General features: G+C 70.4%; 22 protein-coding genes, 2 tRNA genes and 1 pseudogene. 3 read left to right on the top strand and 22 right to left on the bottom strand.

Going from position 1 to position 24,921, the window contains the following annotated elements; genetic code table 11:
* The 14 genes and pseudogenes from FBY35_RS18310 to FBY35_RS18235 all read right to left on the bottom strand — a co-directional run.
* Positions 1-1,931 (bottom strand): glycosyltransferase family 39 protein (locus FBY35_RS18310; RefSeq protein ID WP_142214817.1); only part of this gene is annotated, 1,931 nt, incomplete at its 3' end.
* Positions 1,928-3,238 carry a glycosyltransferase gene (locus tag FBY35_RS18305; protein ID WP_142214816.1) on the bottom strand — a complete coding sequence of 437 codons (1,311 nt, stop codon included), beginning with the start codon at positions 3,236-3,238 and terminating at the stop codon, positions 1,928-1,930. The genes FBY35_RS18305 and FBY35_RS18310, both read right to left, overlap by 4 nt.
* A gap of 25 nt (positions 3,239-3,263) precedes the next feature.
* Positions 3,264-4,829 carry a cell wall metabolism sensor histidine kinase WalK gene (locus FBY35_RS18300; RefSeq protein WP_142214815.1) on the bottom strand — a complete coding sequence of 522 codons (1,566 nt, stop codon included), beginning with the start codon at positions 4,827-4,829 and terminating at the stop codon, positions 3,264-3,266.
* Positions 4,829-5,566, bottom strand: coding sequence for a response regulator transcription factor (locus FBY35_RS18295; protein ID WP_313904666.1), 738 nt, complete (start codon positions 5,564-5,566; stop codon positions 4,829-4,831). Before FBY35_RS18295 ends, FBY35_RS18300 begins: the two co-directional genes overlap by 1 nt.
* Positions 5,567-5,838: 272 nt before the next feature.
* Entirely contained in the window at positions 5,839-6,243 is a 405-nt protein-coding gene (locus FBY35_RS18290) for a hypothetical protein (protein ID WP_260848648.1), read from the bottom strand.
* Positions 6,244-6,326: 83 nt separating this feature from the next.
* The gene (locus tag FBY35_RS18285) at positions 6,327-6,695 is read right to left on the bottom strand and encodes a hypothetical protein (RefSeq protein WP_142214813.1); all 369 of its coding nucleotides are present in this window, start codon (positions 6,693-6,695) and stop codon (positions 6,327-6,329) included.
* 322 nt (positions 6,696-7,017) lie between these two features.
* Positions 7,018-7,143, bottom strand: a pseudogene (locus FBY35_RS37195) (transposase); the annotation flags it as partial.
* A gap of 22 nt (positions 7,144-7,165) precedes the next feature.
* The gene (locus FBY35_RS18275; RefSeq protein WP_313904665.1) at positions 7,166-8,041 is read right to left on the bottom strand and encodes an amidohydrolase family protein; all 876 of its coding nucleotides are present in this window, start codon (positions 8,039-8,041) and stop codon (positions 7,166-7,168) included.
* Entirely contained in the window at positions 8,028-8,372 is a 345-nt protein-coding gene (locus FBY35_RS18270) for an antibiotic biosynthesis monooxygenase (RefSeq protein WP_142214811.1), read from the bottom strand. Before FBY35_RS18270 ends, FBY35_RS18275 begins: the two co-directional genes overlap by 14 nt.
* 87 nt (positions 8,373-8,459) lie before the next feature.
* The gene (locus FBY35_RS18265) at positions 8,460-9,326 is read right to left on the bottom strand and encodes a DUF2797 domain-containing protein (RefSeq protein WP_142214810.1); all 867 of its coding nucleotides are present in this window, start codon (positions 9,324-9,326) and stop codon (positions 8,460-8,462) included.
* Positions 9,327-9,467: 141 nt separating this feature from the next.
* On the bottom strand, positions 9,468-9,896 hold the full coding sequence (locus FBY35_RS18260) for an NUDIX domain-containing protein (RefSeq protein WP_142214809.1): 429 nt from the start codon (positions 9,894-9,896) through the stop codon (positions 9,468-9,470).
* A gap of 387 nt (positions 9,897-10,283) precedes the next feature.
* Entirely contained in the window at positions 10,284-10,808 is a 525-nt protein-coding gene (locus FBY35_RS37190; protein WP_186356961.1) for a DUF5959 family protein, read from the bottom strand.
* A gap of 110 nt (positions 10,809-10,918) precedes the next feature.
* Positions 10,919-10,991, bottom strand: a tRNA-Arg gene (locus tag FBY35_RS18240).
* A gap of 184 nt (positions 10,992-11,175) precedes the next feature.
* Positions 11,176-11,269 (bottom strand) — tRNA-Ser (locus tag FBY35_RS18235).
* Positions 11,270-11,505: 236 nt separating this feature from the next.
* On the opposite strand from FBY35_RS18235, the gene FBY35_RS18230 reads away from it, so the two are divergent.
* The gene (locus FBY35_RS18230; protein ID WP_142214807.1) at positions 11,506-11,958 is read left to right on the top strand and encodes an SSI family serine proteinase inhibitor; all 453 of its coding nucleotides are present in this window, start codon (positions 11,506-11,508) and stop codon (positions 11,956-11,958) included.
* Positions 11,959-12,127: 169 nt separating this feature from the next.
* Positions 12,128-15,925: a PAS domain-containing protein gene (locus FBY35_RS18225; RefSeq protein ID WP_142214806.1), complete on the top strand. Its 3,798-nt coding sequence runs from the start codon at positions 12,128-12,130 to the stop codon at positions 15,923-15,925.
* A gap of 63 nt (positions 15,926-15,988) precedes the next feature.
* Here FBY35_RS18225 and FBY35_RS18220 read toward each other — a convergent pair whose 3' ends face one another.
* From FBY35_RS18220 to FBY35_RS37185, 8 genes are all read right to left on the bottom strand, one after another.
* Positions 15,989-17,635, bottom strand: a complete 1,647-nt coding sequence (locus FBY35_RS18220; protein WP_142214805.1) for a long-chain fatty acid--CoA ligase — start codon at positions 17,633-17,635, stop codon at positions 15,989-15,991.
* 203 nt (positions 17,636-17,838) lie between these two features.
* Positions 17,839-18,411, bottom strand: a complete 573-nt coding sequence (locus tag FBY35_RS18215; RefSeq protein ID WP_142214804.1) for a SigE family RNA polymerase sigma factor — start codon at positions 18,409-18,411, stop codon at positions 17,839-17,841.
* A 126-nt stretch (positions 18,412-18,537) separates the two neighbouring features.
* Positions 18,538-19,704 carry a lipid-transfer protein gene (locus FBY35_RS18210; protein WP_142214803.1) on the bottom strand — a complete coding sequence of 389 codons (1,167 nt, stop codon included), beginning with the start codon at positions 19,702-19,704 and terminating at the stop codon, positions 18,538-18,540.
* Positions 19,701-20,102: a MaoC family dehydratase gene (locus FBY35_RS18205; protein WP_142214802.1), complete on the bottom strand. Its 402-nt coding sequence runs from the start codon at positions 20,100-20,102 to the stop codon at positions 19,701-19,703. The genes FBY35_RS18210 and FBY35_RS18205 overlap by 4 nt, the downstream gene beginning before the upstream one ends.
* A complete protein-coding gene (locus tag FBY35_RS18200) occupies positions 20,089-21,216 on the bottom strand; it encodes an acyl-CoA dehydrogenase family protein (RefSeq protein ID WP_142214801.1) in 1,128 nt (375 codons plus the stop codon). The genes FBY35_RS18205 and FBY35_RS18200 overlap by 14 nt, the downstream gene beginning before the upstream one ends.
* On the bottom strand, positions 21,216-22,127 hold the full coding sequence (locus FBY35_RS18195; protein WP_142214800.1) for a bifunctional MaoC family dehydratase N-terminal/OB-fold nucleic acid binding domain-containing protein: 912 nt from the start codon (positions 22,125-22,127) through the stop codon (positions 21,216-21,218). The genes FBY35_RS18200 and FBY35_RS18195 overlap by 1 nt, the downstream gene beginning before the upstream one ends.
* Positions 22,124-23,314 (bottom strand): acyl-CoA dehydrogenase family protein, encoded by a 1,191-nt coding sequence (locus FBY35_RS18190; protein WP_142214799.1) that lies wholly within the window; start codon positions 23,312-23,314, stop codon positions 22,124-22,126. Before FBY35_RS18190 ends, FBY35_RS18195 begins: the two co-directional genes overlap by 4 nt.
* A 233-nt stretch (positions 23,315-23,547) precedes the next feature.
* Positions 23,548-23,670 (bottom strand): hypothetical protein, encoded by a 123-nt coding sequence (locus tag FBY35_RS37185; RefSeq protein WP_260848647.1) that lies wholly within the window; start codon positions 23,668-23,670, stop codon positions 23,548-23,550.
* Positions 23,671-23,980: 310 nt separating this feature from the next.
* Between FBY35_RS37185 and FBY35_RS18185 the strand changes: the two genes are divergently transcribed.
* Positions 23,981-24,856: a bifunctional DNA primase/polymerase gene (locus FBY35_RS18185; protein ID WP_142214798.1), complete on the top strand. Its 876-nt coding sequence runs from the start codon at positions 23,981-23,983 to the stop codon at positions 24,854-24,856.
* The last annotated feature ends 65 nt before the right edge of the window (positions 24,857-24,921 follow it).

Here is a 24,921-nt window from a genome sequence, read left to right as displayed (position 1 = left end):
AAGCCGCCGATCGCCATCACCGGCTTCTCGGTGGCGAGTTGATAGCCGGCGGCGTTCTGGGAGCCGACGGCCGCGGCGACCCAGGTGTAGTCGCCGGCGTTCTGCTTCAGCTTGGCCTCGACCTCGGCGCTGACCTTCGCGCCGTTGAGGAGACCGCCCATGCCACCGATCCCGGGGCCGCGCTCGCCCTGGCCGCTGGGGAATCCGCCCGGCAACTGCCCCTGGCCCTGACCGGCTCGGCCCTGGCCCTGGCCCTGGCCCAGTGGCCCGCCGGTCGGGGGCTGCCCCATGCCGCCGCCCTGCCCGGCACCCTGGCCATGGCCCAACTGCCCGGGCGGCTGCATCCGCCCACCGTCACCGCCGAGCCGCCCACCCGGACCGCCGCCGCCCGGACCGCGGAGGCCGCCCAGGCTGCCGGCCACCGCCGGTCCGGCCGTCACGATCGAGCCCGCATGGCTCTCGCTCACCGTCGTGAGGGAGTACGCGACGGGCCCGGCCAGCGAGGCCCCCAGCCCCAGAGCCGCCGCACCGAGCGCCAGTCGGCGGCCGATCCGGCCCGCGAGCAGCAGTCCGACCGCGGCCGTCAGTCCACCGATCAGCACCGCCCACCGCAGCCACGGAAGAAAGTCAGTGCTCCGGCCGAGCAAGGTGTACGACCAGTACGCCGTCACCGCGACCGTGGCGCCCAGCACCGCCGAGGCCGCGTACGAACGCCGCTCCTCCCACAGCACCGTCGCACCCATGCCGACCAGGGCGGCGATGTACGGCGCCAACGCCACCGTGTAGTACTCGTGGAAGATCCCGGCCATAAAGCTGAAGATCCCCGCGGTCATCAGCAGGGAGCTGCCCCAGGCCAGGAACGCGCCCCGCGCGGTGTCCGTTCGGCCGGCCCGCCAGGTGACGACAAGTCCCGCGACGAGCAGCAGCAGCGCGGCGGGCAGCAGCCAGGAGATCTGGCCGCCGATGTTCCCGGCGAACATCCGGTCGATGCCGGTCTCGCCCCAGCCGCCGCCCCGGCCTCCGCCGCCACCTCCGACGCTGCCGGTCTCGTTGCCGTTGATCCGCCCGAGGCCGTTGTAGCCGAAGGTCAGCTCCAGGAAGCTGTTGTTCTGCGAGCCGCCGACATAGGGACGCGAGGACGCGGGCCACAGCTCGACGATCGCCACCCACCAGCCGCCCGCGACGACCGTCGCGAGCCCGGCCACAGCGAGCTGGCCGAGCCGCCGCCGCACGGTCGTCGGTGCGCACACGGCATAGATCACGGCAAGCGGCGGCAGGATCAAGAACGCCTGCAGCGTCTTCGTCAGGAACGCGAAGCCGACCGCCACACCCGCCCAGACCAGCCATTTCGTGCGCGCGCCTTCGAGGGCACGCAGTACGCAGTACACCGTCACCGTCATCAGCAGCGCGAGCAGCGCGTCCGGGTTGTTGAAGCGGAACATCAGCGCGGCGACGGGTGTCACAGCCATCGCGGCGCCCGCGATCAGACCCGCGGCGGGGGAGAAGCGCCGGCGCACCGCCCCGTACAGCACAGCGACCGTCGCGACCCCCATCAGCACCTGGGGGACCAGGATCTGCCAGGAGCCGAGCCCGAAGAGCCGTACGGACAGGGCCATCGGCCAGAGCGAGGCCGGGGCCTTGTCGACGGTGATGGAGTTCGCGGAATCCAGCGAGCCGAAGAAGAATGCCTTCCAGCTTTCGCTGCCCGCCTGCGCGGCGGCGGAGTAGAAGGAGTTGGCGTAGCCGGACGCGCTCAGGCCGTAGAGGTAGAGCAGCGCGGTGACCAGCAGAAGTCCGAGGAAGGTGGGGCGCACCCAGGCGGCGTCGTCGGCGCGCCCGCGCCAGATACGGGTGCCCGGTGCGCTGCGGGTGCGGGTGTGCCCGGGGCTGTCCGCCACCGAGAGGCCGTCGTGCGGAAGAGCGGTTGTCATCGTGAGTTCCTTACGGTGTACGGGAGTGCGGAGGCGGTCCGCTTGTCGTCGGCCGGGACGTAGTTCTCGCGCCGGTCCGGGAAGACCCACGCCCGGAAGAGCAGGAAGCGCAGCATCGTGGCCGCGAGGTTCGCCGCGACCAGGACCGCGAGCTCGACGGCGTGCGAGGGATGTCCGGCCGCCGCTGACAGGGCGGCCAGCGAGCCGCTGGTCAGCGCGAGCCCGATGCCGAACACGACCAGGCCCTGCGCCTGATGGCGCATGGCCCGCTCCCGGCCCCGTATCCCGAAGGTGAGCCGCCGGTTCGCGGCCGTGTTCGCCACGGCGGACAGCAACAGCGCGCCCGCATTGGCTACTTGGGGTCCGGCCCCCGTCCTGAAGAGCGAATACAGCAGCAGGTACAACAGCGTGGACAGCGCACCGACCACACAGAAGCCGACCAGCTGCCGTGCGAGACCACCCGGCACCCCGCTGAGCTGCCGGTCGCGCGGATCGTCGCCGAAGGGCCTCGCCAGCCGGTCCAGCGGCAGCGCACCGAGGGCCAGCGCACGCCCCACCCGCCAGACGCCCTTGAGGTCCTCGGTCGCCGTGCTCACGATGTGCACCGTCGAGTCCGGGTCGTCGACCCAGTCCACCGGCACCTCGTGGATCCGCAGCCCGGCCCGCTCGGCCAGCACCAGCAGCTCGGTGTCGAAGAACCAGCCGGTGTCCTCGACCATCGGGAGCAGCCGCTCGGCCACTTCGCGCCGTATCGCCTTGAACCCGCACTGGGCGTCGGAGAAGCGAGCCGCGAGCGAGCCGCGCAGAATCAGGTTGTAGGCGCGCGAGATGAACTCCCGCTTCGGCCCGCGCACCACACGTGACGAACGCGCGAGCCGGGACCCGATCGCGAGGTCCGAATGCCCGGAGATCAGCGGTGCGACCAGCGGCAGCAGTGCGTTGAGGTCGGTGGACAGATCGACGTCCATATAGGCGAGTACAGGGGCGTTCGAGTGCGACCACACGGTGCGCAGCGCCCGGCCCCGGCCCTTCTCCTCCAGCCGGTACGCCTCCACCTCGGGGATCGAGTGGGCGAGCCATGTCGCCACCTGGGGCGTGCTGTCGGTGCTCGCGTTGTCGGCGACGGTGATCCGGAAGCCGTACGGGAAGGTCCGGGCGAGGTGGTCGTGCAGCCTGCGCACGCACCGTTCGAGGTCGTTCTCCTCGTTGTAGACCGGGATCACCACGTCGAGTACGGGCCGGCCGGCCGTGTGGGCGAGCAGATGCTCCCGGGCCGGAAGAGTCCCCCTTGGGGTGTCGGTTCGCATGGGACGACACTCGGCGGCGGCGCTGTCATGCCCGTGTGATGTGCCTGTGCGCCGTCTGTGAGTCGTGTGCGGAAGGCATGCCTGTGGAGGCGGGCAGGTCTGTGGAGGCGGGCATTCCCGCGGACGCGGGGATTCCCACGGAGAAGACCGTGTGCCCGGGTTCGGAGCGCACGGCCACCGTTCCGCTGTGCGCGGTGACGACCGCCTGCACGATCGCCAGGCCGAGTCCGGTCGATCCGGCGTGCCGGGACCTGGAGGCGTCACCGCGGGCGAACCGTTCGAAGATGTGCGGCAGCAGGCCCGGCGGAATGCCGGGACCGTCGTCCTCGACCTCGAGGATGACGCCCGGGCCGTCGCGTCGCAGGCGTGCGGTGACGGTCGTACCCGGTGGTGTGTGGGTACAGGCGTTCGCGAGCAGATTGACGAGCACCTGGTGCAGGCGGGCGCCGTCGCCCCGTACCGTCGCCGGTTCGGCCGGCAGCTCCAGCCGCCACTTGTGGTCGTGTCCCGCCGCCTGCGCATCCCCCACCGCGTCCACGATCAGCGGCGAGAGATCGGTGCTCTCGTAAGAGAGCGGTCGTCCGGCATCGAGACGGGCGAGCAGCAGCAGATCCTCCACCAGTCCCGTCATCCGCGTCGCCTCGGACTCGATACGCCCCAGCGCGTGCCGGGTGTCCGCGCCCACGTCCTCGCGTCCGCGCCGGGTCAGCTCCGCGTAGCCGCGGATCGACGCCAGCGGCGTGCGCAGCTCATGGCTGGCGTCCGCGACGAACTGCCGCACCCGCGTCTCGCTCTCCTGCCGCGCCGCGAGCGCCGAACCGACGTGCCCGAGCATCCGGTTGAGCGCCGCGCCGACCTGGCCGACCTCGGTCCGAGGATCGGCCTCGGCGTCCGGGACCCGCTCGTGCAGGGCGACCTCGCCACTGTGGAGCGGCAGTTCGGAGACACGGGTGGCGGTCGCGGCGACCCGTCGCAGCGGCCGCAGCGCAAAGGCGACCAGGGCAGTGCCCGTGATTCCGGCGGCGATCAGCCCGGCACCGGTGACGGAGACCTCGACCAGGACCAGCGTGGCCAGCGCGTCCTGCACGTCACTCAGGGGAACCCCTACGAGGTAGGACCCGCGAACCCCCGTGACGTACTCGACCCGGTAGTCGCCCCGGCCAGGCAGCTCCAGGGTGTGCGGACGGCCGTCTCGCGAGACCTGGGCGAGAGCCTTGGACTGGGCCTCGGTGAGGGGGCTCGGAAGGGGCTCCAGCGCATCACTCGTCCGTTCGACGCTGGCCACGGCCTCGGAGACCGTGCCGTCGCCGGCGAGCTTGGCGCCGACGGTGCCCACCGGCGTACCACCGCCGATGACGAAGTCGAGCGGCCCCCTGCCCGAAGGCATGCTGTCGACCGGGCCGGGTGGGCCGGAGGCGCGCATGCCGACCGTGGTCAGCTGAGTGTCCAACTGCCCGTACAGATAGGTGCGGTAGGCGATCGTCGTGACCGAGCCGATCACCGCCGACACCACCGCGATCAGCGCCACCGCCGAGATCACGAGCCGGGTCCGCAGCGACCATCTGCGCCGCCGTCCACGTGCGCCGGGCACTACTCACCCGGCTTGATCAGATACCCGGCCCCGCGCCGGGTGTGAATCATCGGCGGACGCCCCGCGTCGATCTTCTTCCGCAGATACGAGACATACAGCTCGACGACGTTGGCCTGCCCGCCGAAGTCGTACGACCACACCCGGTCCAGGATCTGCGCCTTGCTGAGCACCCGCCGCGGATTGCGCATCAAATAGCGCAGCAGCTCGAACTCGGTCGCCGTCAGACGGATCGGCTCACCGCCCCGGCTGACCTCGTGGCTGTCCTCGTCGAGGATCAGGTCCCCGACCGCGAGCAGCGATTCGCTGCGTACGGTCGCGGCGCCGGACCTGCGGATCAGACCGCGCAGCCTGGCCACCACCTCCTCCAGCGAGAAGGGTTTGGTGACATAGTCGTCGCCCCCCGCCGTCAGTCCGGCGATCCGGTCCTCGACCGCGTCCCTGGCGGTGAGGAACAGCACCGGCACCTCGGGCAGTTCGCGCCGCAGCCGCCCCAGGACGGCGAGCCCGTCCATGTCGGGCAGCATCACGTCGAGCACCACCGCGTCGGGGCGGAAGTCCCGCGCGGAACGCACCGCGCCAGCGCCGTCCCCGGCGCTGCGCACCTCCCAGCCCTCGTAGCGCAGGGCCATCGACAGCAGCTCGCTCAGCGCGGCCTCGTCGTCCACGACGAGCACCCGGACGGGGCTGCCGTCCGGCCTGAGCATTTCGATACGCCCCTGGGGCGAGGTCGCGGTCATGCTCGTCACTCTGCGACCCCGCCCTGAGAGGGTCCTTGCGCTCAGCTGTGAATTCCCTGAGAAAAAGCTGAGCGAGAGCGCTGGGCGGGAGCGGGGGCTAGGCCCAATGCCGGTGATTTTAGGTTGTCGGCTGGGTGATGGTGACTGTCGCTGGGGCTGGTAGTGGCCAGTTGCGGTGTGCTGCGCGTTTGAGGGGCCAGTTGGACATTTTCCGTTTGATCACGCGGGGGCAGGTCCGGTGGCGTCGTGGGGGCAGCAGGCGTTCGGTGATCTCAGTCAAGGTGCGGGTCAGTGCCCGGGCGAGTCTGCCGGGGGGAAAAGGCCGCCTGGGCCGGGACCTGGCGGCGCACGATCCGCAGGGAGCGTGTGAAGGACATGCGGTCGGGGTCGAGATCGTGGTCGAGGGCGGCCCCGGCCTTGCCGTAAGACATGAGCAGGTACACGATCGGGCCCGATGCCTCATCGATGACTGGTGTCGACGCCCACACGACGTTGCGGTCGACGTCATCTGGGTACTGCGCGACGAGGGCTTCCACGTACGCCGCGATGCGTGGCGCCGGAGGCACGACGACATCGTCCGACTCAAGGTAGCGCTCGTAGAGCTCGTCATACATCGAGCCCGCTTGGCGGTTGTCGAATGGACGGTCGCCGTCCCACACACCAAGGTCATAGCTCACAAGCGCATCGTCGCAGGCAGCAGTTCTGTCAACGCAAGCTGGTCCTGCAATCGAAATTCCGCCAGTGATCCGTAAGAGAGCTCCTAGGTCACCTCGCAGTACTCGTCTCCGCGAGTGGTGACGCAGTACTTGAGGAGGTTCCCGTCGGCGTCGAGGAGGTCGACCACGACCGAGGAGGCTCCGCCCGGCACGTCCCAGCTGAGCGGGATGTCCCGTTCCACGGCCCCGTTGCACACGAGGGACGTAGTCTTGTGGGCCAGCGGGTAGCCGCCGGCGTCGTAAGCCCATGCCCCTCCCCTGCGGCATCCGGTGCTCAGGCCCCGCAGGACGCCGTCGACAATGACCGATCGGTTGTAGAACTCGATCGTGCCGCGGTAGTAGGTCGCAGCTACGGTGACGTCGAACGTGGCCCGATCGGCGGCAGCCGCGTCGGGTGCACCTGCCAGATTCAATCCCGCTGCCGCCGCAAGGGTAGCTGCGACAGCGGTCGCTCTTTTCGTTGTCCGTCGGATGCGTGGACGCATGTCAACCTCACTTCTATTCAACACAGTTGATCTCGGACCGGTCGAGGTGCACCCCCTCAGTGCTTCCCGCGCACGCCCTTCAACAACCTCCGGACTGCGTCGACGTGGAAACCGGAACGTGTGGCCGACGACGTCGTCGTGTGGTTGAGGGATGGCCTCAACCGACCTTGGGGTCCGGGACAAGGCTCTTTGCCACTTCTAAAGCGGCTCACCACCAGGGCGACGTGTACCCGTGCACTCAGATCCCCTCAACGACCGCATCGATCACCTCACGGTGATCCCGCCACCGACCACCCCGCCTGGGCGTCCGGTCCGGTAACAACGGCTCGATCCTCGCCCACTGCGCGTCAGTCAACGACACGCCCAGACCAACGATCAAGTGATCCGAACGAAACGGCCTAGGCGAGGCCGAACAGCGCCGCCCCGTTGTCGTGACACACCGCCCGCAGCCAGTCGTCACCGAGATCCAGCCGCTCCAGCGACCGCAGTTGATGGACGTACGGATACGGAATGTTCGGGAAGTCCGTCCCCAGCAGTACGCGGTCCCCCAGCGCCGCCAGCCGGGCCCGTTCCCCGGCCGGGAAGGGGCTGAAGCGCTCGCTGAAGTCCGTGAACGCCATCGTCGTGTCCAGCCGCACCTCCCGGTAGCGCTCCGCGAGATCGAGGAAGTCGGTGTACTCCGGCATCCCCATGTGGGCGACCACCAGCCGCAGCCGCGGATGCCGCGCGAGCAGACGCCCCACCGGCTCCGGCCCGGTGTGCTTGCCGGGCACGGGCCCCGACCCGCAGTGCGTCACCACCGGGACTCCGGCCTCGGCGAGCAGTCCCCAGACGGGATCGAGCAGCGGGTCGTTCGGGTCGTACGCCCCCACCTGGAGGTGCGCTTTGAAGACCCGCGCCCCGCCCTCGACCGCCTCGCGCACGTACCGCTCGACGCCGTCCTCCGGGAAGAGGGTGGCGGTGTGCAGACAGCCGGGGGTGCGCTCGGCGAACTCGGCGGCCCAGCCGTTCAGCCAGGCGGCCATGCTCGCCTTGTGCGGATAGACCATCGAGGTGAAGGAACGCACCCCGAACTCCCGCAGCAGCGCGACGCGTTCCTCTTCCTCCTGCCGGTAGGTGATGGGCCACTCCATGCCGGTCAGCGGTCCGACGGCATCGAAGTACGCCCACACCTTCCTGAGTACCTGCTCGGGCATGAAATGGGTGTGTACGTCGACGAGTCCGGGCAGTCCGAGCCGCTGCCAGAACGTCCGGACGTCGTCATTCCCGCTCAAAGCCGTAACTCCGTTCCACCTTGCCGATATGCACGCTGTAGCTTTCGTACCACTCCGCGCGTCCGCGCTTCTGCGCGGCCTGGTGCTCCAGACTCTGCTGCCAGGCGGCGATGGCCTCCTCGTCCCGGAAGTAGCCGACGGTGATCGCGAGCCCGCCGGGAGTCCTGGCCGACTCGTACCCGAGGAACCCGGGCACCTCCTGCACCAGTTCGTTCAGCCGCTCGGCGGTCTCGCCGTATCCCTCGGGCCGGTCGGGCCGGACGGAGGTGAAGACCACTGTGTAGTAGGGCGGTTCATGCGCTGCGACACGTCCGATGTTCTCCATGCTCATGACGCCCAGCCTCCGTTCCCGGTCAGGGAGGTGTCCAGCCTCATTGCAGTAAGGGAACCAAAGGGGATCCAGCGTTTGACCATTCGGTCAGAAGATCCCGTCCTGAACGGCCCCGCCGGCGACGTCGAGCAGCGGCACCGTCACGCCCTCCCCCGCCTCGGCGCCGACGAGCGACCACCCGGTCATCAGCCGCGTATCGAGCACGACAAGCCCGTCGTCCGCGGTCCGCAGATGCAGATCGGGCCCGGCCGCCGCCACCACGCGCCCGGCGACGACCCCGCCGTCCACGAGCTCGCGCACGACTGCGGTCGCCGCGGGCAGACCATCGAGCCCGAAGACCTCGGCGTGGTCGACCGCCTCGAAGTCCAGCCGCTCCAGCGACCCGGCCCAACCGGCCAGCCCCACCGCGCGGCGGTGCAGCTCCCCGATCTCCGCGGCACGCTCGGCCGCCCCGGGCAGGCCGGCCCGCACGGCGCGCTTGGCCGCGTACGGAATCCGGTCCGGCACGCCGAGCGCGCTGCGCAGCAGTTCCTCGGTCCGCCGCGCGGCCATCAGCGGCCCGCGCCCCAGCCAGCTGAAGACGACGGCCCCCTGCTCCAGCAGCCGCGCGGGTCCGCGCTCCTCGGCGGTGATGCCGACCTTGACCATCGCGGGCCCGAACCAGGCGAGATACACGCGGTACGTCCTCGGATCGTCAGCGATGGTGTCGGCGGCCACCGAGTGCGCCCGGTCCAGCCGCGCGCACTGCGCACACCGCGCCTGTGTGGCCCGCGACGCCACAACGGCCCCGAGCGGACAGGGATTGCCCCGCGCCCCGAAGCACCGCCGCTCGCCCTCGGCGCAGAAGCCGAGCTCCTTCCCCGCGGTGAGCGGACTGACCCGACCGCCCTCCCACGCGAGCACGGCAATTTGGGTCTCCCGCGGCCAGCTGAGCCCCGCGCAGCGCCACGTCATACACACCTCCGGCCGAAAACGGGGACGTTACCGGAGCCCACGGACACCCGCTCAGGCTTACGGCTCGTCCACGGCATCGCCGAGGTGCCGCACCACCACTCGGCACCGGCAACCCGATCGGCCCAGAGGCGATCGACGAGGTCAGCCGAGAAAGGGACGCTCTCGGTACTCCAGGAAGTGACGAACCCTGAGTCGCTGCGTGTGATGCATCGGCAGTTGATCAATCTCCGCTGTCTCGACGAACCGCAGCTCCATGGACTCGTCCGAGATCGCGAGGCGGCCACTGACCACACGGGCGGTGAAGCAGACGTTGAACTGTCTGCGCACCTCACCGTCCGAATAGGCAATGACGTGGCGAGGGTCGTCGTACGAGCCCACGAGCCCGGTGATCTCCACGTCCAGACCCGTTTCTTCCTTCACCTCACGGACGGCCGTTCCCGGGAGTGAGTCGGTCATCTCCATTCCACCGCCAGGGAGCGCCCAGAGATCGTTGTCCCGGCGGCGCTGAAGGAGCACGCGCCCTTCGTCGTCGGTAACCACGGCGGACGCGGCGACCCGCAGCAGCCTCATCCCGGGGCAGGCTGGCAGTCTCCCCCGGGCGGTGGCACACCGTATGGAGCAGCACCGCCAAGAAAGAAACGGCGGAAGTGGCCGTGGGTACTACTCGTCCTGGTCCTGCTGGCGGCAGGCGGCTGCGTAGCCATCGTCGGGAGCATTTCCCACGAAGTGTCGAAAGAAGTCACCGTGGAATACACGGTCACTGGCGACGCGAGAGACGTAACCATCGCCTACTCCGTCTGGAACGATGACGGCATCTCGTCAAGATCCGAAACCGTCAAGTCGCTGCCGTGGCAGAAGACCCTGACGACGAAGGGCTTCGTGAAGGGCGGATCACTGCTCATCAGTCTCAGCGGGTCAGGGGGCACGGCCACTTGCTCGGTGACCGTGGACAACGACTCACCAAAGACGGCCACCGCCTCGGCCATCGGCGGCAGCCACATGCAGCGGCTTCTGAGCCGAGCCCTTTGAGGGCAAGCGGCAGGACGCCGGGCTCCGGTCGATCCCTCTCCGGAACACCCGGCACACCTGCACCTCTCTTCTGGTCGCACTCGAGGTGCACCCGAAGGTGGCAACGCGCATCCGTCGGCATTCACAGATCGCGATGACGATGAGGCATACGCCGAGGCTCGCGAGGAAGAAGTGCGCGACGCGCTCAGCAACCTGTCGGACGCCATGGGCGCCGCGTGATGGGGCGCCCAGGGGCACTCGAGTCGTCCTCGTCCCGTCGTCGACCTCCTCGACGACGTCCGGGAGCGAGCCCCACTCCTCGATGTCGCCGGCATCGAACCCGCTTCGAACCGAGGCGTTGACGAAGTCGCTACGGATGGCTATCTCGGCCTCGTAGTAGTCCCCCTGCTGGGAGAGCAGCCGGACCGTGACGCTCTGCAAGCCGTCATCCAGACGGATGAGTTCCAGCGGCATGGCCTCATCAGCCTCGGCTCCCCCTCGGGCTGACACGGTTGCTGTACTTCGCTGATGTACGGCCAAACGCCAGAGGGCCCGGACTTGTCGTCCGGGCCCTCTGGCATGTGTGCACTCGGCAGGATTCGAACCTGCAACCTTCTGATCCGTAGTCAGATGCTCTATCCGTTAAGCTACGAGTGCTTGTGCGTTCCGGGCTTTTCTGCCCGGTCGGCGTTGCGGGAACAACATTACATGACCCGCGCCTTCAGGTGAAATCCGTTAAGCACATCCCGCCTGACCTGCGAAAACGCCCTAGAAACGCCCCCACCAAGAGCCCGTGAACGACCGAAGCCCCGGCCATCAGGACGGGGCTTCGGTGATCAACTGGCGGAGGCGGAGGGATTTGAACCCTCGATGGGCTTTAAGACCCAAACCGCATTAGCAGTGCGGCGCCATAGACCGGACTAGGCGACGCCTCCAGCACACCCGCGCGGGCGCGAGTGGTGCGTGCAGATGATGACACAGCCCAGCGGGGTGTCACCAATCGCTGTCCACGGTACTAGGCACGCGGGCCACAGAGCAAAGTCCGAGAGCTGCGGGTGTCCCCCAGAGAGCACAGCTCCGGTTGCGCAACGCCGCGGCCCACGGAGCGTTAAAGATGCCAGGGCGCCACCGCCCCGGACGGAACCGTGACTCTCGAGCTCCAGGAGTTTCCATGCTGCGCCGCATCGTCCTCACCGCATTCGTCTCCGCCGCCGCCCTGGCCGCCGCCGTGCCCGCCGCCGGCGCCTCGCCGCTTCCGCTGCCGCTGCCGCTGCCGCTGCTGTCAGCGCAGGCGCCTGCGGGGGACCAGCTGACCGTGACCGTCTCCGACACCGCGCGGACCGACGGGCTGTACGAGCTTCGGTGCGGGCCCACCGGCGGGGACCACCCGGCGGCGCAGGCCGCCTGCGACCGGCTCGACGAGCTGGCGCAGCAGGGGGACGACCCGTTCGCGCCGGTGCCGCAGGACCAGATGTGTACGGAGCAGATGGGTGGTCCGGAGACCGCGCACGTCACCGGCACCTGGCAGGGCCGGCAGGTGGACGCCACCTTCAGCCGGACCAACGGCTGCGAAATCTCGCGATGGCAGACCATGGAACCCGTACTGCCGAACACCAGGTCATAGGCCCAGGGTGTACGCCTTGTGCACACAACCTTGGTGAGAGCTCCCCCTCATCCGCCGTCGCCAGCGCATCCGCTGCCTTTAGACTCCCTCCAGTGACAGGCTGGGGCCCGAGAGGCAGGATGGGACCGGCCGTCCGCACCATGCAGTAGGTCAGGGAGGAACCGTCGTCGTGAGCAGCAGGCCATCCCGAGGCGCTGCTCGCCTCGCAGCCATACTCGACGCGCTCCCGGACGGGCTCGTGCTCGTCAACTGCAATGGCACAGTCGTCAACGCCAACACCATCGCCCTCGAACTCTTCGAGAGCGCGGGCACCGCACTCGTCGGGCGCGGGCTGCTCGACCTGCTGCCCTCCTTCGACTCCCGGCTGATCCCGGGGTCCATGCGCCGGCCCGAGGCGGCCGACGAGCGGGGCCGCACCAAGCCCGCCCGGATGATCGCGCGGCGCACGGACGGCAGTGAGTTCCCGGTCGAGGTCACCAGCGCGAGCCTTGAGGACGGGCGCGAGGCGTACGACTCGTACGGCGGCGGCTACACCGGTGACGAGCTGCTGATGCTCGTTGTGCGTGATCTGTCCGGGACCGTGGACACCGAGGCGGAGCTGGCGCGTTCGCAGCGGCAGACCGAGATGATCCTGCGGGCCGCGTCCGAGGGGGTCGTCGGTACGGACACCGACGGGCGGGTCGTCCTGGTCAATCCGGCCGCCGCGCAGATCCTCGGGTTCCGGGCCAGCGACCTCGGCGGCCAGGAGCTGCATCCGCTGATCCTGCACTCGCGTGCGGACGGCGAGCCCTTCCCGTACGAGGGTTCGCCGCTCGCGGACACCCTCAAGTCCGGTCGCAAGCACCGGGTGCGCGGGCAGGTGCTGTGGACGAAGAACGGTTCGAAGGTGTCTGTCGATCTGACGACCGCGCCGGTACGGGACGGGGACCAGCTCGTCGGTGCCGTGATGACCTTCACCGACCGGCGCCCCTACGAGGAGCTGGCGGAGCAGCACTCGGCGGAGCTGGCGCAGACGACCGAGCGCCTGACGGCCGAGATCACGGAGACGACCGAGCGGCTGACGGCCGAACTCGCGGACCGGTCGGAGAGGTACGCCGCCGAGATCGAGGAGTGGACCGACCGGCACGAGGAACTGGCCGCACGGCATGCCCAGCTGACCGCCGTACTGGGTGAGTCGCTGCGCGGGCCGCTGGAGGAACTGCGCGCCGAACTGGGCACGCTGGCCGCCGATCCGGCCGGGCAGCTGTGGCCCGAGGCCAACCAGATCCTGCACCATCTGGCCGCCGGATATGCCCGGATGACGACACTTGTCGACAATGTCCTGAGTTATCAGCGCCTCGACACGGGCACGGAGGAGCTTCACAAGACCAAGGCGCTGCTCGACGAGGTGGTTGCGGCCGGTGTCGAGGGCGCGATCGAGCTGATCGGTCCGGGGCGGGCGCAGTTCGCGGTGCACTCGCCGCCGATAGAGGCCGAGGTGGACGCGGGGCGCCTCGCGACGGCGCTCGCGCATCTGGTCGCGGACGTGGCCGGGGTCGACTCGACCGGCAAGGCGCGTGTGGTTCCGGGCGGCGGGTATGTGGACTCGACGGTCGTCGTGGCCGCGGCGCAGCGCGGTGATGTCGTACGGATCGAGGTGCGCGGGCCGTTCGCCGGGGGAGACCCGGTGCACGAGCCGATCGTGCGCGGGGTCGTACAGGCTCACGGCGGGGTGCTGCAGACGCACGAGGTGCCGGGGATGAGCGGCAGCGCGTACGTCCTGGAGGTACCGCTCGGCGAGGGCTCGGGGACGGTGACGGCTCCGCCGCCGGCCGGTCCCGGGGACTCTGCGCTCGCCCTGCCCGAACAGCAGACCGCCTCGCCCGCCTCGCCCGCCTCGCCCGCCTCGCCGACCGGCGGAGGCGGGCGGCGGCGCGCTCGGCGGGCCTCGACGGATGCCTTCCTGGAGAGCCCCGTGGCCAAGGAGGACCCGGTGGCCGCGCAGCCGACGGGCCGCCGCAGGGGTCATGCGGAAGAGCCGCAGCAGGAGCTGATCCCCGCCCCGGACTCGGGTGACGGGAGCGGCTCGGGCAGCAGCGGGACCGGACGGCGGCGCGGGCGGCCGAGCCCCGCCGAGGACGCTGTCGCGGTCGCCGCGGGAGCGGCCACCCGGCCTTCCGAGGGTTCGGTGGTGACGGCCGCGGAGGGCGCGGCCGGGGCCGGGCGCGCGGCGCGCGGCGAGACGGTGCCGCCGCAGGGCGTGCCCGTCGACCCGCAGGGAACGGGCCCCTCGGGGCGGCGCGCGCGGCGCCCCGAGGGCGGGATGCCCCAGCTGCCCGCCGTTCCGGCCCAGGCTGCCTCCCCTGCACCTGCCCCTGCTCAGACTGCCGGCCGACGGGCCAGGCGGGCGCTGGCGACCGCCCCGCCCGAGGTGGAGCCCGCGCGCGCGGCGTTCGCGCTCCCGCCTGCCGAGGCCGACCGGATTCCGCCGACCGCGGGCGAGGCCGATGCCTCGCTGCCGGGTCGGCACGATGCCGTACGCACCGAACCGGGCGCCGAGCACCACACGCCGCCGCAGGAGCATCCGGTGCCGACGGGCCGCCGCCGGGCCCGCCAGGAGGCTCAGCCCCTGCCCGAAGCGACACCCGAAGCGTCCGCGGTGCAGCCCGTCGCGGAGCCCGTCGCCCAGCCCGCCATCCAGCCGGGCTGGACCGAGAACGGCACGGCAGGCACCGGCCTCGCCGCCGACAACGGGACCGGGCACCACGCGGCAGCCGTCGACGAAGCCGTGCACCCGTCCGCGCCCGCACCAGCACCCACCCCCGCACCAGCACCCGCGGAGAACCCGACCCTGAGCCCTGGCCGGACGGTCGCAGCCGCCGGCTCCGTATCAATGCCGCTGCCCGCCGAGGCTCCGGTTCCGGCCGACGCCTCGCAGGGACGGGCCTTCAGTGTGCGCACGCTCGGGCAGGGCGTGCCGTTCTCACAGCAGATCGCCGAGAAGCAGAACCAGACACTCGGCTCGGGCCGTCGCCGCAAGCTGGCCACGCCCCCGGCCGGCGAGCGTTCCGAACCGTCCGCCCGTCAGCACCCGCAGGGCCCGGCGCAGACCGGCTCGCTGTTGCCCGCCGAGCGGGCCGAGGGCCGGGCCTACGCGATCGGTGCCCCCGACGAGGGCGCGGAGGGCCCCGAGCCGCTGGACGGCCCGGGCGGCGCGGTCGAAGTGGCCAACCAGCCGCAGCCGCAGCCCGTCGACGACGAACTGCCCCCGGAGCCACTGGACAACCCGCGCCGTCTTCTCGTCTGGCCCGCGCCCGACGTCTCGACCCAGCAGGCGCTGAGCGACCGCGGCTACCGCCCGGTGGTCGTGCACTCGCGTGAGGAGGTCGACGCACAGATCGCGGCCTTCCCGGCGGCGCTCTTCGTCGACCCGCTGACCGGCCCGATCACCCGGACGGCGCTGCAGTCGCTGCGCCAGGCCGCGGTGGCGGCAGAGGTTCCGGTGCTGGTGACAGCGGGGCTGGGGCAGACGACGCGGGAGGCCGCGTACGGCGCGGATCCTGCCGTACTGCTCAAGGCCCTGGCTCCGCGCGACAGCGAACAGCACCCCCCGCGCGTGCTGTTGATCGAGGAGCACGAGGAGATCGCGCTCGCGCTGTCGGCGACGCTGGAGCGGCGCGGTATGCAGGTCGCCCGCGCCGGGGCGGACACGGACGCGGTCACGCTCGCCTCCCAGATGCGGCCGAACCTGGTGGTGATGGACCTGATGCAGGTGCGCCGCCGCAGGGCCGGGATCGTCGACTGGCTGCGGGCGAACGGCCGGCTGAACCACACCCCGCTGGTCGTCTACACCTCGGCGGGCCTCGACCGCGCGGATCTGCCGCGGCTCTCGTCGGGGGAGACGGTGCTCTTCCTGGCCGAACGCTCCACGAGCAGCGAGGTGCAGGCACGCATCGTCGATCTGCTGGCGAAGATCGGTACGAACTGATACGAAAGGGGCGGCGGTTTGTGGCCGCCGCCCCTGCCGTACACGCGCTACGGCTGCCCCGGACTACAGCTCCGTGACGTCCAGCTCGCCGTCCGCGTACTGCCTGCGGATCACCTTCTTGTCGAACTTGCCGACGCTCGTCTTCGGAACGGCCGGGATCACCGCCCAGCGCTCCGGCACCTGCCACTTCGCGATCTTCTCGGCGAGGAAGGCCTTCAGCGACTCGTAGTCCGCGGTCGAACCCTCCTTGAGCACCACGGTCGCCAGCGGCCGCTCGCCCCACTTGGCGTCCGGGACGGCGACCACGGCCGCCTCGGCGACCTCCGGGTGCGCCATCAGCGCGTTCTCCAGTTCGACGCTGGAGATCCACTCGCCGCCGGACTTGATGACGTCCTTCGCCCGGTCGGTCAGGGTCAGGAAGCCGTCGCTGCTGATCACACCCACGTCGCCGGTCTTGAGCCAGCCGTCCTCGCTGAACTTGTCCTCGGGCTTGAAGTCCTCGCCGCCCGCGCCGCCGTAGTACGCGCCCGCGATCCAGCCGCCGCGCACCTCCAGCTCACCGGCCGACTCGCCGTCCCAGGGCAGGAGCTCGCCGCCGGGGCCGACCAGCCGCCCCTCGACACCCGCCGGGAAACGGCCCTGGGTGACGCGGTAGGGCCACTCCTCCTCCGCGCTGAGCCCGGCCGGGGGGTGAGCCATCGTGCCGAGCGGGGAGGTCTCCGTCATGCCCCAGGCGTGGCAGAGCCGCACACCCAGCTTGTCGTACGCCTCCATGAGGGCGGGCGGGCAGGCCGCGCCGCCGATGGTGACCTGCTTCATGGAGCTCAGGTCCCGCGGGTTGGCGGTGACCTCGGCGAGCAGGCCCTGCCAGATGGTGGGGACGGCCGCGGCGTGCGAGGGCTTCTCGCGCTCAATCATCTCGGCGAGCGGGGCGGGCTGCAGGAAACGGTCGGGCATCAGCATGTTGATGCCGGTCATGAACGTGGCGTGCGGCAGGCCCCAGGCGTTGACGTGGAACTGCGGGACCACGACGAGGGTCGTGTCCCCGTCCGTCAGCCCCATCGACTCGGTCATGTTGACCTGCATGGAGTGCAGGTAGATGGAGCGGTGGGAGTAGACGACACCCTTGGGGTCGCCGGTGGTGCCGGAGGTGTAACACATGGCGGCGGCGGTGCGCTCGTCCAGCTCCGGCCAGTCGTACGTGCTCGGGCGGCCGGCGATCAGCTCCTCGTACTCGTGCACCCGCGCCTGAGCGCCGTCGAGCAGCGAACGGTCCCCGGGGCCGGAGACGACGATGTGCTCGATCGTCGGCAATTGCGGCAGGAGCGGAGCGAGGAGCGGCAGAAGGGAACCGTTGACGATGACTGCCCGGTCGGCGGCGTGGTTGGCGATCCACACCAGTTGCTCCGCGGGCAGGCGGAGGTTCAGGGTGTGCAGCACGGCGCCCATGGAGGGGATCGCGAAGTACGCCTCGACATGCTCGGCGTTGTTCCACATCAGGGTGGCGACGCGCTGGTCGCCGTCGATTCCGAGCTCGTCGCGCAAGGCATTGGCCAGGCGGGTCGCCCGCTCGCCGACCTCGGCGAAGCTGCGGCGCTGCGGCTCGGACTCTCCCGTCCAGGTGGTGATCTGCGACTTGCCGTGGATCGTCATCCCGTGGCGAAGGATGCGGGTCACAGTCAGCGGTACGTCCTGCATGGTGCTCAGCACGGCGTCCTCCCGGTGGGCGCTAGCGCTACGTGGCAGTAAGGGTAGAAAGATTCTGCTCACATACCACGCGGTATGTCACTACCCGGAGGTAATCAATCGGCGCCGGAAGATCGGTACGGAGACGGCAGGGGCTGCGGCAACAGGTGTGACGGGAGGGGTGCGGAAAGGTCCAGGGTCCGGGCCGGAACCGGCTTGGGGACGGGTCAGCGTACGGGTGCCAGCTCCGGGTCCTCACGGAGCTTGCCGAGCGCCCGCGACACCGCGCTCTTGACCGTACCGACCGAAACCCCGAGCACCTCGGCCGTCTGGGCCTCGCTCAGATCCTCGTAGTACCGCAGCACCACCATCGCGCGCTGCCGGTCGGGCAGCTTCATCACGGCGCGCCACATCGCGTCGTGCAGCACTTGCTGCTCGGCAGGATCGGGCGCGGGCACAATCTCCGGCTCGGGCAGTTCCTCGCACGCGAACTCGTCGACCTTGCGCTTGCGCCACTGCGAGGTGCGGGTGTTGAGCAGCGCGCGGCGGACATAGCCGTCGAGCGCCCGGTGGTCCTCGATCCGCTCCCACGCGACATACGTCTTCGTGAGCGCGGTCTGCAGCAGGTCCTCGGCGTCGCTCGGGTTCGCGGTGAGCGAGCGGGCGGTTCGCAGCAGCACGGGCCCCCGCGCCCGTACGTACGACGAAAACGATGAGTAGGTCGCATAGCGCGCGTTCGGCGTGTACGAGGCCGCCGGTGCGGCGGCCTTCGAAGCGCTTGTGCAGACTGGCGTGGTCATAGCTCCACGCTAGGAGTCGGCACTACCGTCGCGGATCGGCCCCAGGTCCCGAAGCGGTGTCCGCCTCAGGTTGTACGGGTGGTGCTGCCCCCACCTCCTGAAGGTGGAGGACACCCCCTGAGGGTGTCAGCCGTCCGCACCCAGGACGAGCCCGGATGTGGGGACGCCGGTGCCCGCGGTGACCAGCGCCCTGGACGCGCCGGATATCTGGTTCACCGAGGTGCCGCGCAGCTGTCTGACCGCCTCCGCGATGCCGTTCATCCCGTGCAGATACGCCTCGCCGAGCTGTCCGCCATGGGTGTTGAGAGGCAGCGCGTCCGCGGCCACGAACTCCGCGGCCTCGCCCGGCTCGCAGAACCCGAACTCCTCCAACTGCATCAGAACAAACGGGGTGAAATGGTCATAAATAATGCCGACATCGATATCGCCGGGGGCCAGCCCGGACGTCGCCCAGAGCTGCCGCGCGACAACCCCCATCTCGGGCAGGCCGGTGAGGTCGTCCCGGTAGAAGCTGGTCATCTGCTCCTGAGCCCGGCCCGCACCCTGTGCGGCCGCGACGATCACCGCCGGAGGCTGCCGCAGATCACGGGCCCGCTCGGTGCTGGTGACGACGATCGCCTGTCCGCCGTCGGTCTCCTGGCAGCAGTCCAGCAGACGCAGCGGCTCGACGATCCAGCGCGATGCGGCGTGGTCGGCGAGTGTGATCGGCTTCCCGTAGAAGTACGCGGCGGGGTTGTTCGCCGCGTGACGGCGGCCGGTGACGGCGACATGGCCGAACGCGTCGGGCGTCAGCCCGTAGGTGTGCAGATAGCGCTGCGCGGCCATCGCGACCCAGGAGGCGGGGGTGAGCAGCCCGAAGGGGAGGTTCCAGCCGAGCGCCGTGCCTTCGGCGGACGGCTCGCGATGCTGTACTCCGGAGCCGAAGCGCCGGCCCGACCGTTCGTTGAACGCCCGGTAGCAGACGACGACTTCGGCGATCTTGGAGGCAACGGCGAGGGCCGCCTGCTGAACGGTGGCGCAGGCCGCGCCCCCGCCGTAGTGGATACGGGAGAAGAAGGACAGCTCGCCGATGCCCGCCGCCTGGGCGACGGTGATCTCCGGGCTGGTGTCCATGGTGAAGGTCACCAGGCCGTCGACGTCGGCGGGGGACAGGCCCGCATCGTCGAGTGCGGCGTGCACCGCCTCGACGGCCAGCTTCAGTTCGCTGCGGCCGGAGTCCTTGGAGAACTCGGTCGCCCCGATGCCCACGACGGCCGCCCTGCCCCCGAGCGTGTCCCGGCTGCGGATGCTCATACGGCGCCCTCCGGGCTCGGTGCGAGGCTCACCGTCACCGAGCCGGTGACGTGGTCGCCGATGCTGTTGGCGCCGACGACTCGTACGCCGGCGATGCCGCCCTCGACGGAGGTGACCGTGCCGCTCAGCACCATCGTGTCCCCCGGGTAGTTGGGCGCGCCGAGCCGGATGGCGACCTTCCGGATCACGGCACGCTCGCCGAAGCAGTCGGTGATGTACCGCCCGACCAGCCCGTTGGTCGTCAGGATGTTCATGAAGATGTCCGGGGACCCCTTCTCCTTCGCGAGCTCCGTGTCGTGATGCACGTCCTGGTAGTCGCGTGAGGCCACGGCCCCGGCGACGATCAGGGTGCGGGTGATGGGGATGGTCAGCGGCGGGAGTTCGTCACCGGCTTTCACGTAGGGGCTCCTTTGCGGGTACCGGCGCGTGCGCGGGTACGGGCTCGTGCGCGGGTACGGGCTCGTGCGCGGGTACGGGCTCGTGCGCGGGTATGGGCTCCCGTGCGAGCAACCGGCCGAGTTCGGCGAGGAGTTCGGGACCGGAGCCGAGGTAGGCGTCCAACTGGCGGCCCCACAGGAAGTGCCGGTGGACGGGATGATCCAGGTCGGCACCGGTCCCGCCGTGCAGATGCTGCCCGGCATGGACGACGCGCCTGCCGGCCTCGGAGGCCCACCAGGCGGCGGTCAGCACTTCGGCGGCCGCTTCGAGCCCCTCGTCCTGTCTCCAGGCGGCCTCGTACGCCGTGACCCGTATCGCCTCGGTGTCCATGTACGCGTCGGCGGCGCGCAGCAGTACGCCCTGGTTGGTGGAGAGCGGACGACCGAACTGCTCGCGGGCCGAGGTGTGTTCGACGGCCCGGGCGAGCGAGCCCGCACACACCCCGGCCTGCAGTCCCGCGAACGCGGTACGGCCCAGAGCGAGCACGGACTCGTACGCACCTGGCCCGCCCAGCCGCTCGCCCGGTGTGCCCGACAGCACGAGCCGTCCCGCCGCCCAGGGCGCCGTGGTCTCCACGTCCGACACCTCGGCCTCCGCGGTCCGCACGAGCCACAGCGCGCGGTCGGCGTCCGGCACCAGCACATGCGTGGCGTCCCGCAGCCAGGGCACGAGCGGCGCCGTACCGCTCAGCAGACCCGAGGCGGAGACCCGTATGCCGCCGTGTGCCGGGAACGCCCCGGTCGCCACGGCCGTGCCGTCGCGCAGCGGGGGCAGCAGCCTGGTCCGCTGCTCGTCCGTGCCGTGCGTGGCCACCGCCAGCACTCCGTAGACACAGGTCGCGGCGAAGGGCACCTGAGCGGTGGTCCGCCCCTGCTCCTCCAGGAGCAACACAAGACCGAGCAGACCGATGTCCTCTGTGGCCCCCACAAGGCCTGCCGAACACAGCGCCTTCGACAACTCCGAGTCCGTACCGGTCCCGGCGGAAACCAGCCGCTCGTGCGTGGAGAGATCGCCGAATATCCGCGCTGCCAGGTCCCGGGCGGCCGCCTGCTCCTGGGTGGGGGTGAAGTCCATCAGCCCTCACCCCTCTCGGCGCCGTCGGCAGCGTTGAAGACCGGCAGCTCCAACTCTTCGTCCACCCGCAGGAATTCGAGCCGTACGGGCATCCCGATCCGCACCTTGTCGTACGGCACGCCGACCACATTGCTGACCATGCGGACGCCCTCCGCCAGCTCGATCAGCCCCACCGCGTAGGGCGGGTCGAAGGCCGGGAAGGGCGGGTGGTGCATCACCACGTACGAGTAGACCGTCCCCGCGCCGCCCGCCTCGATCGTGTCCCATGCCGCCGAGCCGCACGCCCCGCATCCCGGCAGCCAGGGCAGGCGCATCGTTCCGCACCCCCCGCACCGCTGGATGAGCAGTTTGTGTGCGGCGACCCCCTCCCAGAATCCGGCGTTGTCCCGGTTGATCACCGGCCGTGGCCGCCTGTCCGCAGCCTTCGGCTTCCGCCGGGCCGGTGCGTACTTGAGGATCCGGAAGCGATGCGTCCCGGCCGGCTCGCCGTCGGCCTTCACGTCCATCCGTGTCGTGACGAAGTGGCCGGCGCCCAGCTTCGTCGTCTTGAGCTCCGACACCGACTCGATCACCGCGTCGAAGGTGATCCGGTCCCCGGGCCTCAGCGGCCGCAGATACTCCTGCTCGCAGTCGGTCGCGACGACCGAGGTGTAGCCCGCGTCGTCGAGCAGGGCGAACAGCTCGTCCTGCGCTGCCGACCGGTCCGTGTGCCCCGAGAGACCGCCCATCGTCCACGCCTGGAGCATCGTCGGCGGCGCTGTGGCGTCAGGCCCGGTGTAGGCGGGGTTGGTGTCCCCCATCGCCTCGCACCAGTGCCTGATCATCGGCTCGTTGACGAGGTCCTTGCCCACGCCCGAGGTGGCGGCCGCCCGCCCCTCGTACGCCTTCAACCGCTCGTACAGGTCCGTCACCGCTTCCCCCTCTTCATGCCGAGTCGCATCGTCGCGACGATCTCCCGCTGCACCTCGCTCACCCCGCCCCCGAAGGTGTTGATCTGCGCCGCCCTGTTCATCCGCTCCAGCTCCCCGTCACCCAGCGGACGCTCCCCGGCGCAGATGTCGAGCGAGCCGGGCGAACCGGCCCGGATCAACCCCGCCTCCCCCGTGATTTCCTGGCACATTCGATACGTTTCGACCGCGGCTTCCGTTCCCGCGAACTTCACGCCGCTCGCATCGCCGGGGGTCGGCCGGCCTGCCCCCACATCCCCCACCAAACGCCAGTTGAGCAGGCGCGTTGCGGAGAGCCGGGCATGTACTTCGGCCGCTCTGAACTGGACCCACGGCAGGTCAATCCGGCGCTCACCCGTCACCGGATCGGGTGTACGGGCCCGCTCCAGCACCGCCGCGTAGAAGTCCTCGGCCTGCATTCCGATCGCCGCCAGCGCCACCCGCTCGTGGTTGAGCTGGTTGGTGATCAGTCCCCAGCCGCCGTTCTCCTCGCCGACGAGGTTCGCGGTGGGCACCCGTATCCCGTCGTAGTACGTCGACGTCGTGGCCAGGCCGCCCACCGTCTCGATCGGCGTCCACGAGAAGCCCGGCGCGTCCGTCGGAATCAGGATGATCGAGATGCCCTTGTGTTTGGGCGCCTGCGGGTCCGTACGGCACGCGAGCCAGATCCAGTCGGCGTTCTGGGCATTGCTGGTGAAGATCTTCTGTCCGTCGACGACCCAGGATTCGCCGTCCCGGACGGCACGCGTACGCAGCGAGGCGAGGTCCGTCCCCGCCTCGGGCTCGCTGTAGCCGATCGCGAAGACCAACTCGCCATTCACGATGCGCGGCAGGAAGGAGGACTTCTGCTGCTCGGTGCCGTACTTCATCAGGGTCGGACCGACGGTGTTCAGGGTCACCATGGAGACGGGCGCACCGGCACGGTACGCCTCGTCGAAGAAGACGAACTGCTCGTCGGCGCCGCGCCCCTGGCCTCCGTACTCCACGGGCCAGCCGAGACCGAGCATCCCGTCCGCACCGATGCGTCGCAGCAGGCGCCGACGGCCCGGTTCGTCGCCGGCCGGCGGTGGTCCGTCCGGCATCAGTGTTCGGAAGTACGAGCGAAGTTCGGCGCGCAGCTGCTGCTGCCGCTCCGTCGGGGCGAGGTGCACGGCGGCCGCCTCCCGGGCATACGGATCAGGGGATCAGGGTTTCTGACTGTCCGTCAGATCCATGCACCCTGTCAAGGTCAGCCGCCGCTCCGCCTGCCACCGGGTCGCGCCCGATACGCACGACGGCCTGCGCGTCGGCACTGAAGTACCGTCGCGCAGGCCGTGATCCACCCTTCGGTCATATCCCCCTCGGATGCCCCCCTCGGGCCGGACCCCCCTCGGGCCGGTCACGATTACAGACCCGCGAAGTTCACCGCCGCATGGGACTGGTCAGTCACCGTGAGGCCGGAGCCGCTCGCTGTGGTGTTGTTCCTGGCACCTACGGCGAGAGTGCGGGCAGTACGGATGCATGCCATGTCGTGTCCTCCCTGAACTGGAACTGCGGAACTACGGCTTGTTCCGGGGTGGTTGGCCGACCTCCCGGATCGCGGTCGCGGCGTCGCAAGATCAGAGTTGCCCATCGAATCCCCGGCGAACCACCCCAGAGGCCCCATTCCCCCTCAAGCGTGAAGACAAGTCGATAAACCCCCTTCGCCGCCAGAAAAGCCCAGCTCAGGATCGCGCGCATCACGTAACCGCGGCAGGGCAAGAGAGGAAGCGTTACGGCATGTTTTCCGCCAAACTCCCCCTCTTCCCTTCTTCGAACACCTGTACGAACATAGAGGCATGGCCACCCGCGACCGGCAGAACGCAACCCTGGCCCTCGCCCACGCTCTCTCCGCCGCGGAGCGCGGACTCCCCGTCATCCCGCTGTCCCCCAGCAAGCTCCCTGCCCTGCGCTCTCCCCACCGGGGCGAGGCCGAGCCGGTCCTGTGCCGCGGCGAATGCGGCCTCCCCGGCCATGGCGTCCACGACGCCACCACCGACCCTGCAGGCGTCCGCGCTCTCTTCGCCGCCGCCCCCTGGGCCACCGGATACGGCATCGCCTGCGGTCGGCCACCGCACCATCTGATCGGCATCGACCTCGACACCAAGTCCTCGACCGACTCCGTCGCCGCGCTCCAGGACCTGGCCCTGCGCCATCTCTTCACCATCCCGGAGACGGTCACCGTCCTGACCCCGAGCGGCGGCCGCCACCTCTGGCTGACCGGCCCACCCGACGTCGTCGTCCCGAACTCCGCGAGCCGGCTCGCACCCGGCATCGACGTACGCGGCGCCGGTGGCTATCTCGTCGGTCCCGGCTCTGTCAGCGCCCACGGCGCCTACCGCCTCGCCCCCGGCACGGCCGAACTGTCCCCCGCGCCCTGCCCCCGCGCACTCCTGCGCCTCGTGACACCCCCCGCACGCCTCCGCCACCCCACACAGGCCGGCCCGGCCCGCCCGGCTCAGGGACACGGCCTGGTCCAGTTCGTTCTCGCCGCGCACGAGGGCCAGCGCAACACCCGGCTGTTCTGGGCTGCCTGCCGTGCCTACGAGAACGGCTTCGGCGACGAGCTCGCTGACGCCCTCACCGAAGCGGCGGTCCACACGGGCCTGACCGAACGGGAGGCCCGGGCGACGATCGCCTCGGCGGAACGGCTCACATCGGGCCGCCGCCGCTGAACGGGTTCCGTCAAAGGGGCGGGTGAACGAGCCCAGTGAACGGATCGGCCGTCCGCCAAGGTCAC

The sequence above is a fragment of the Streptomyces sp. SLBN-118 genome (assembly GCF_006715635.1).
Classification (GTDB): domain Bacteria; phylum Actinomycetota; class Actinomycetes; order Streptomycetales; family Streptomycetaceae; genus Streptomyces.
This window is presented reverse-complemented; position numbering and strand designations above follow the sequence as displayed.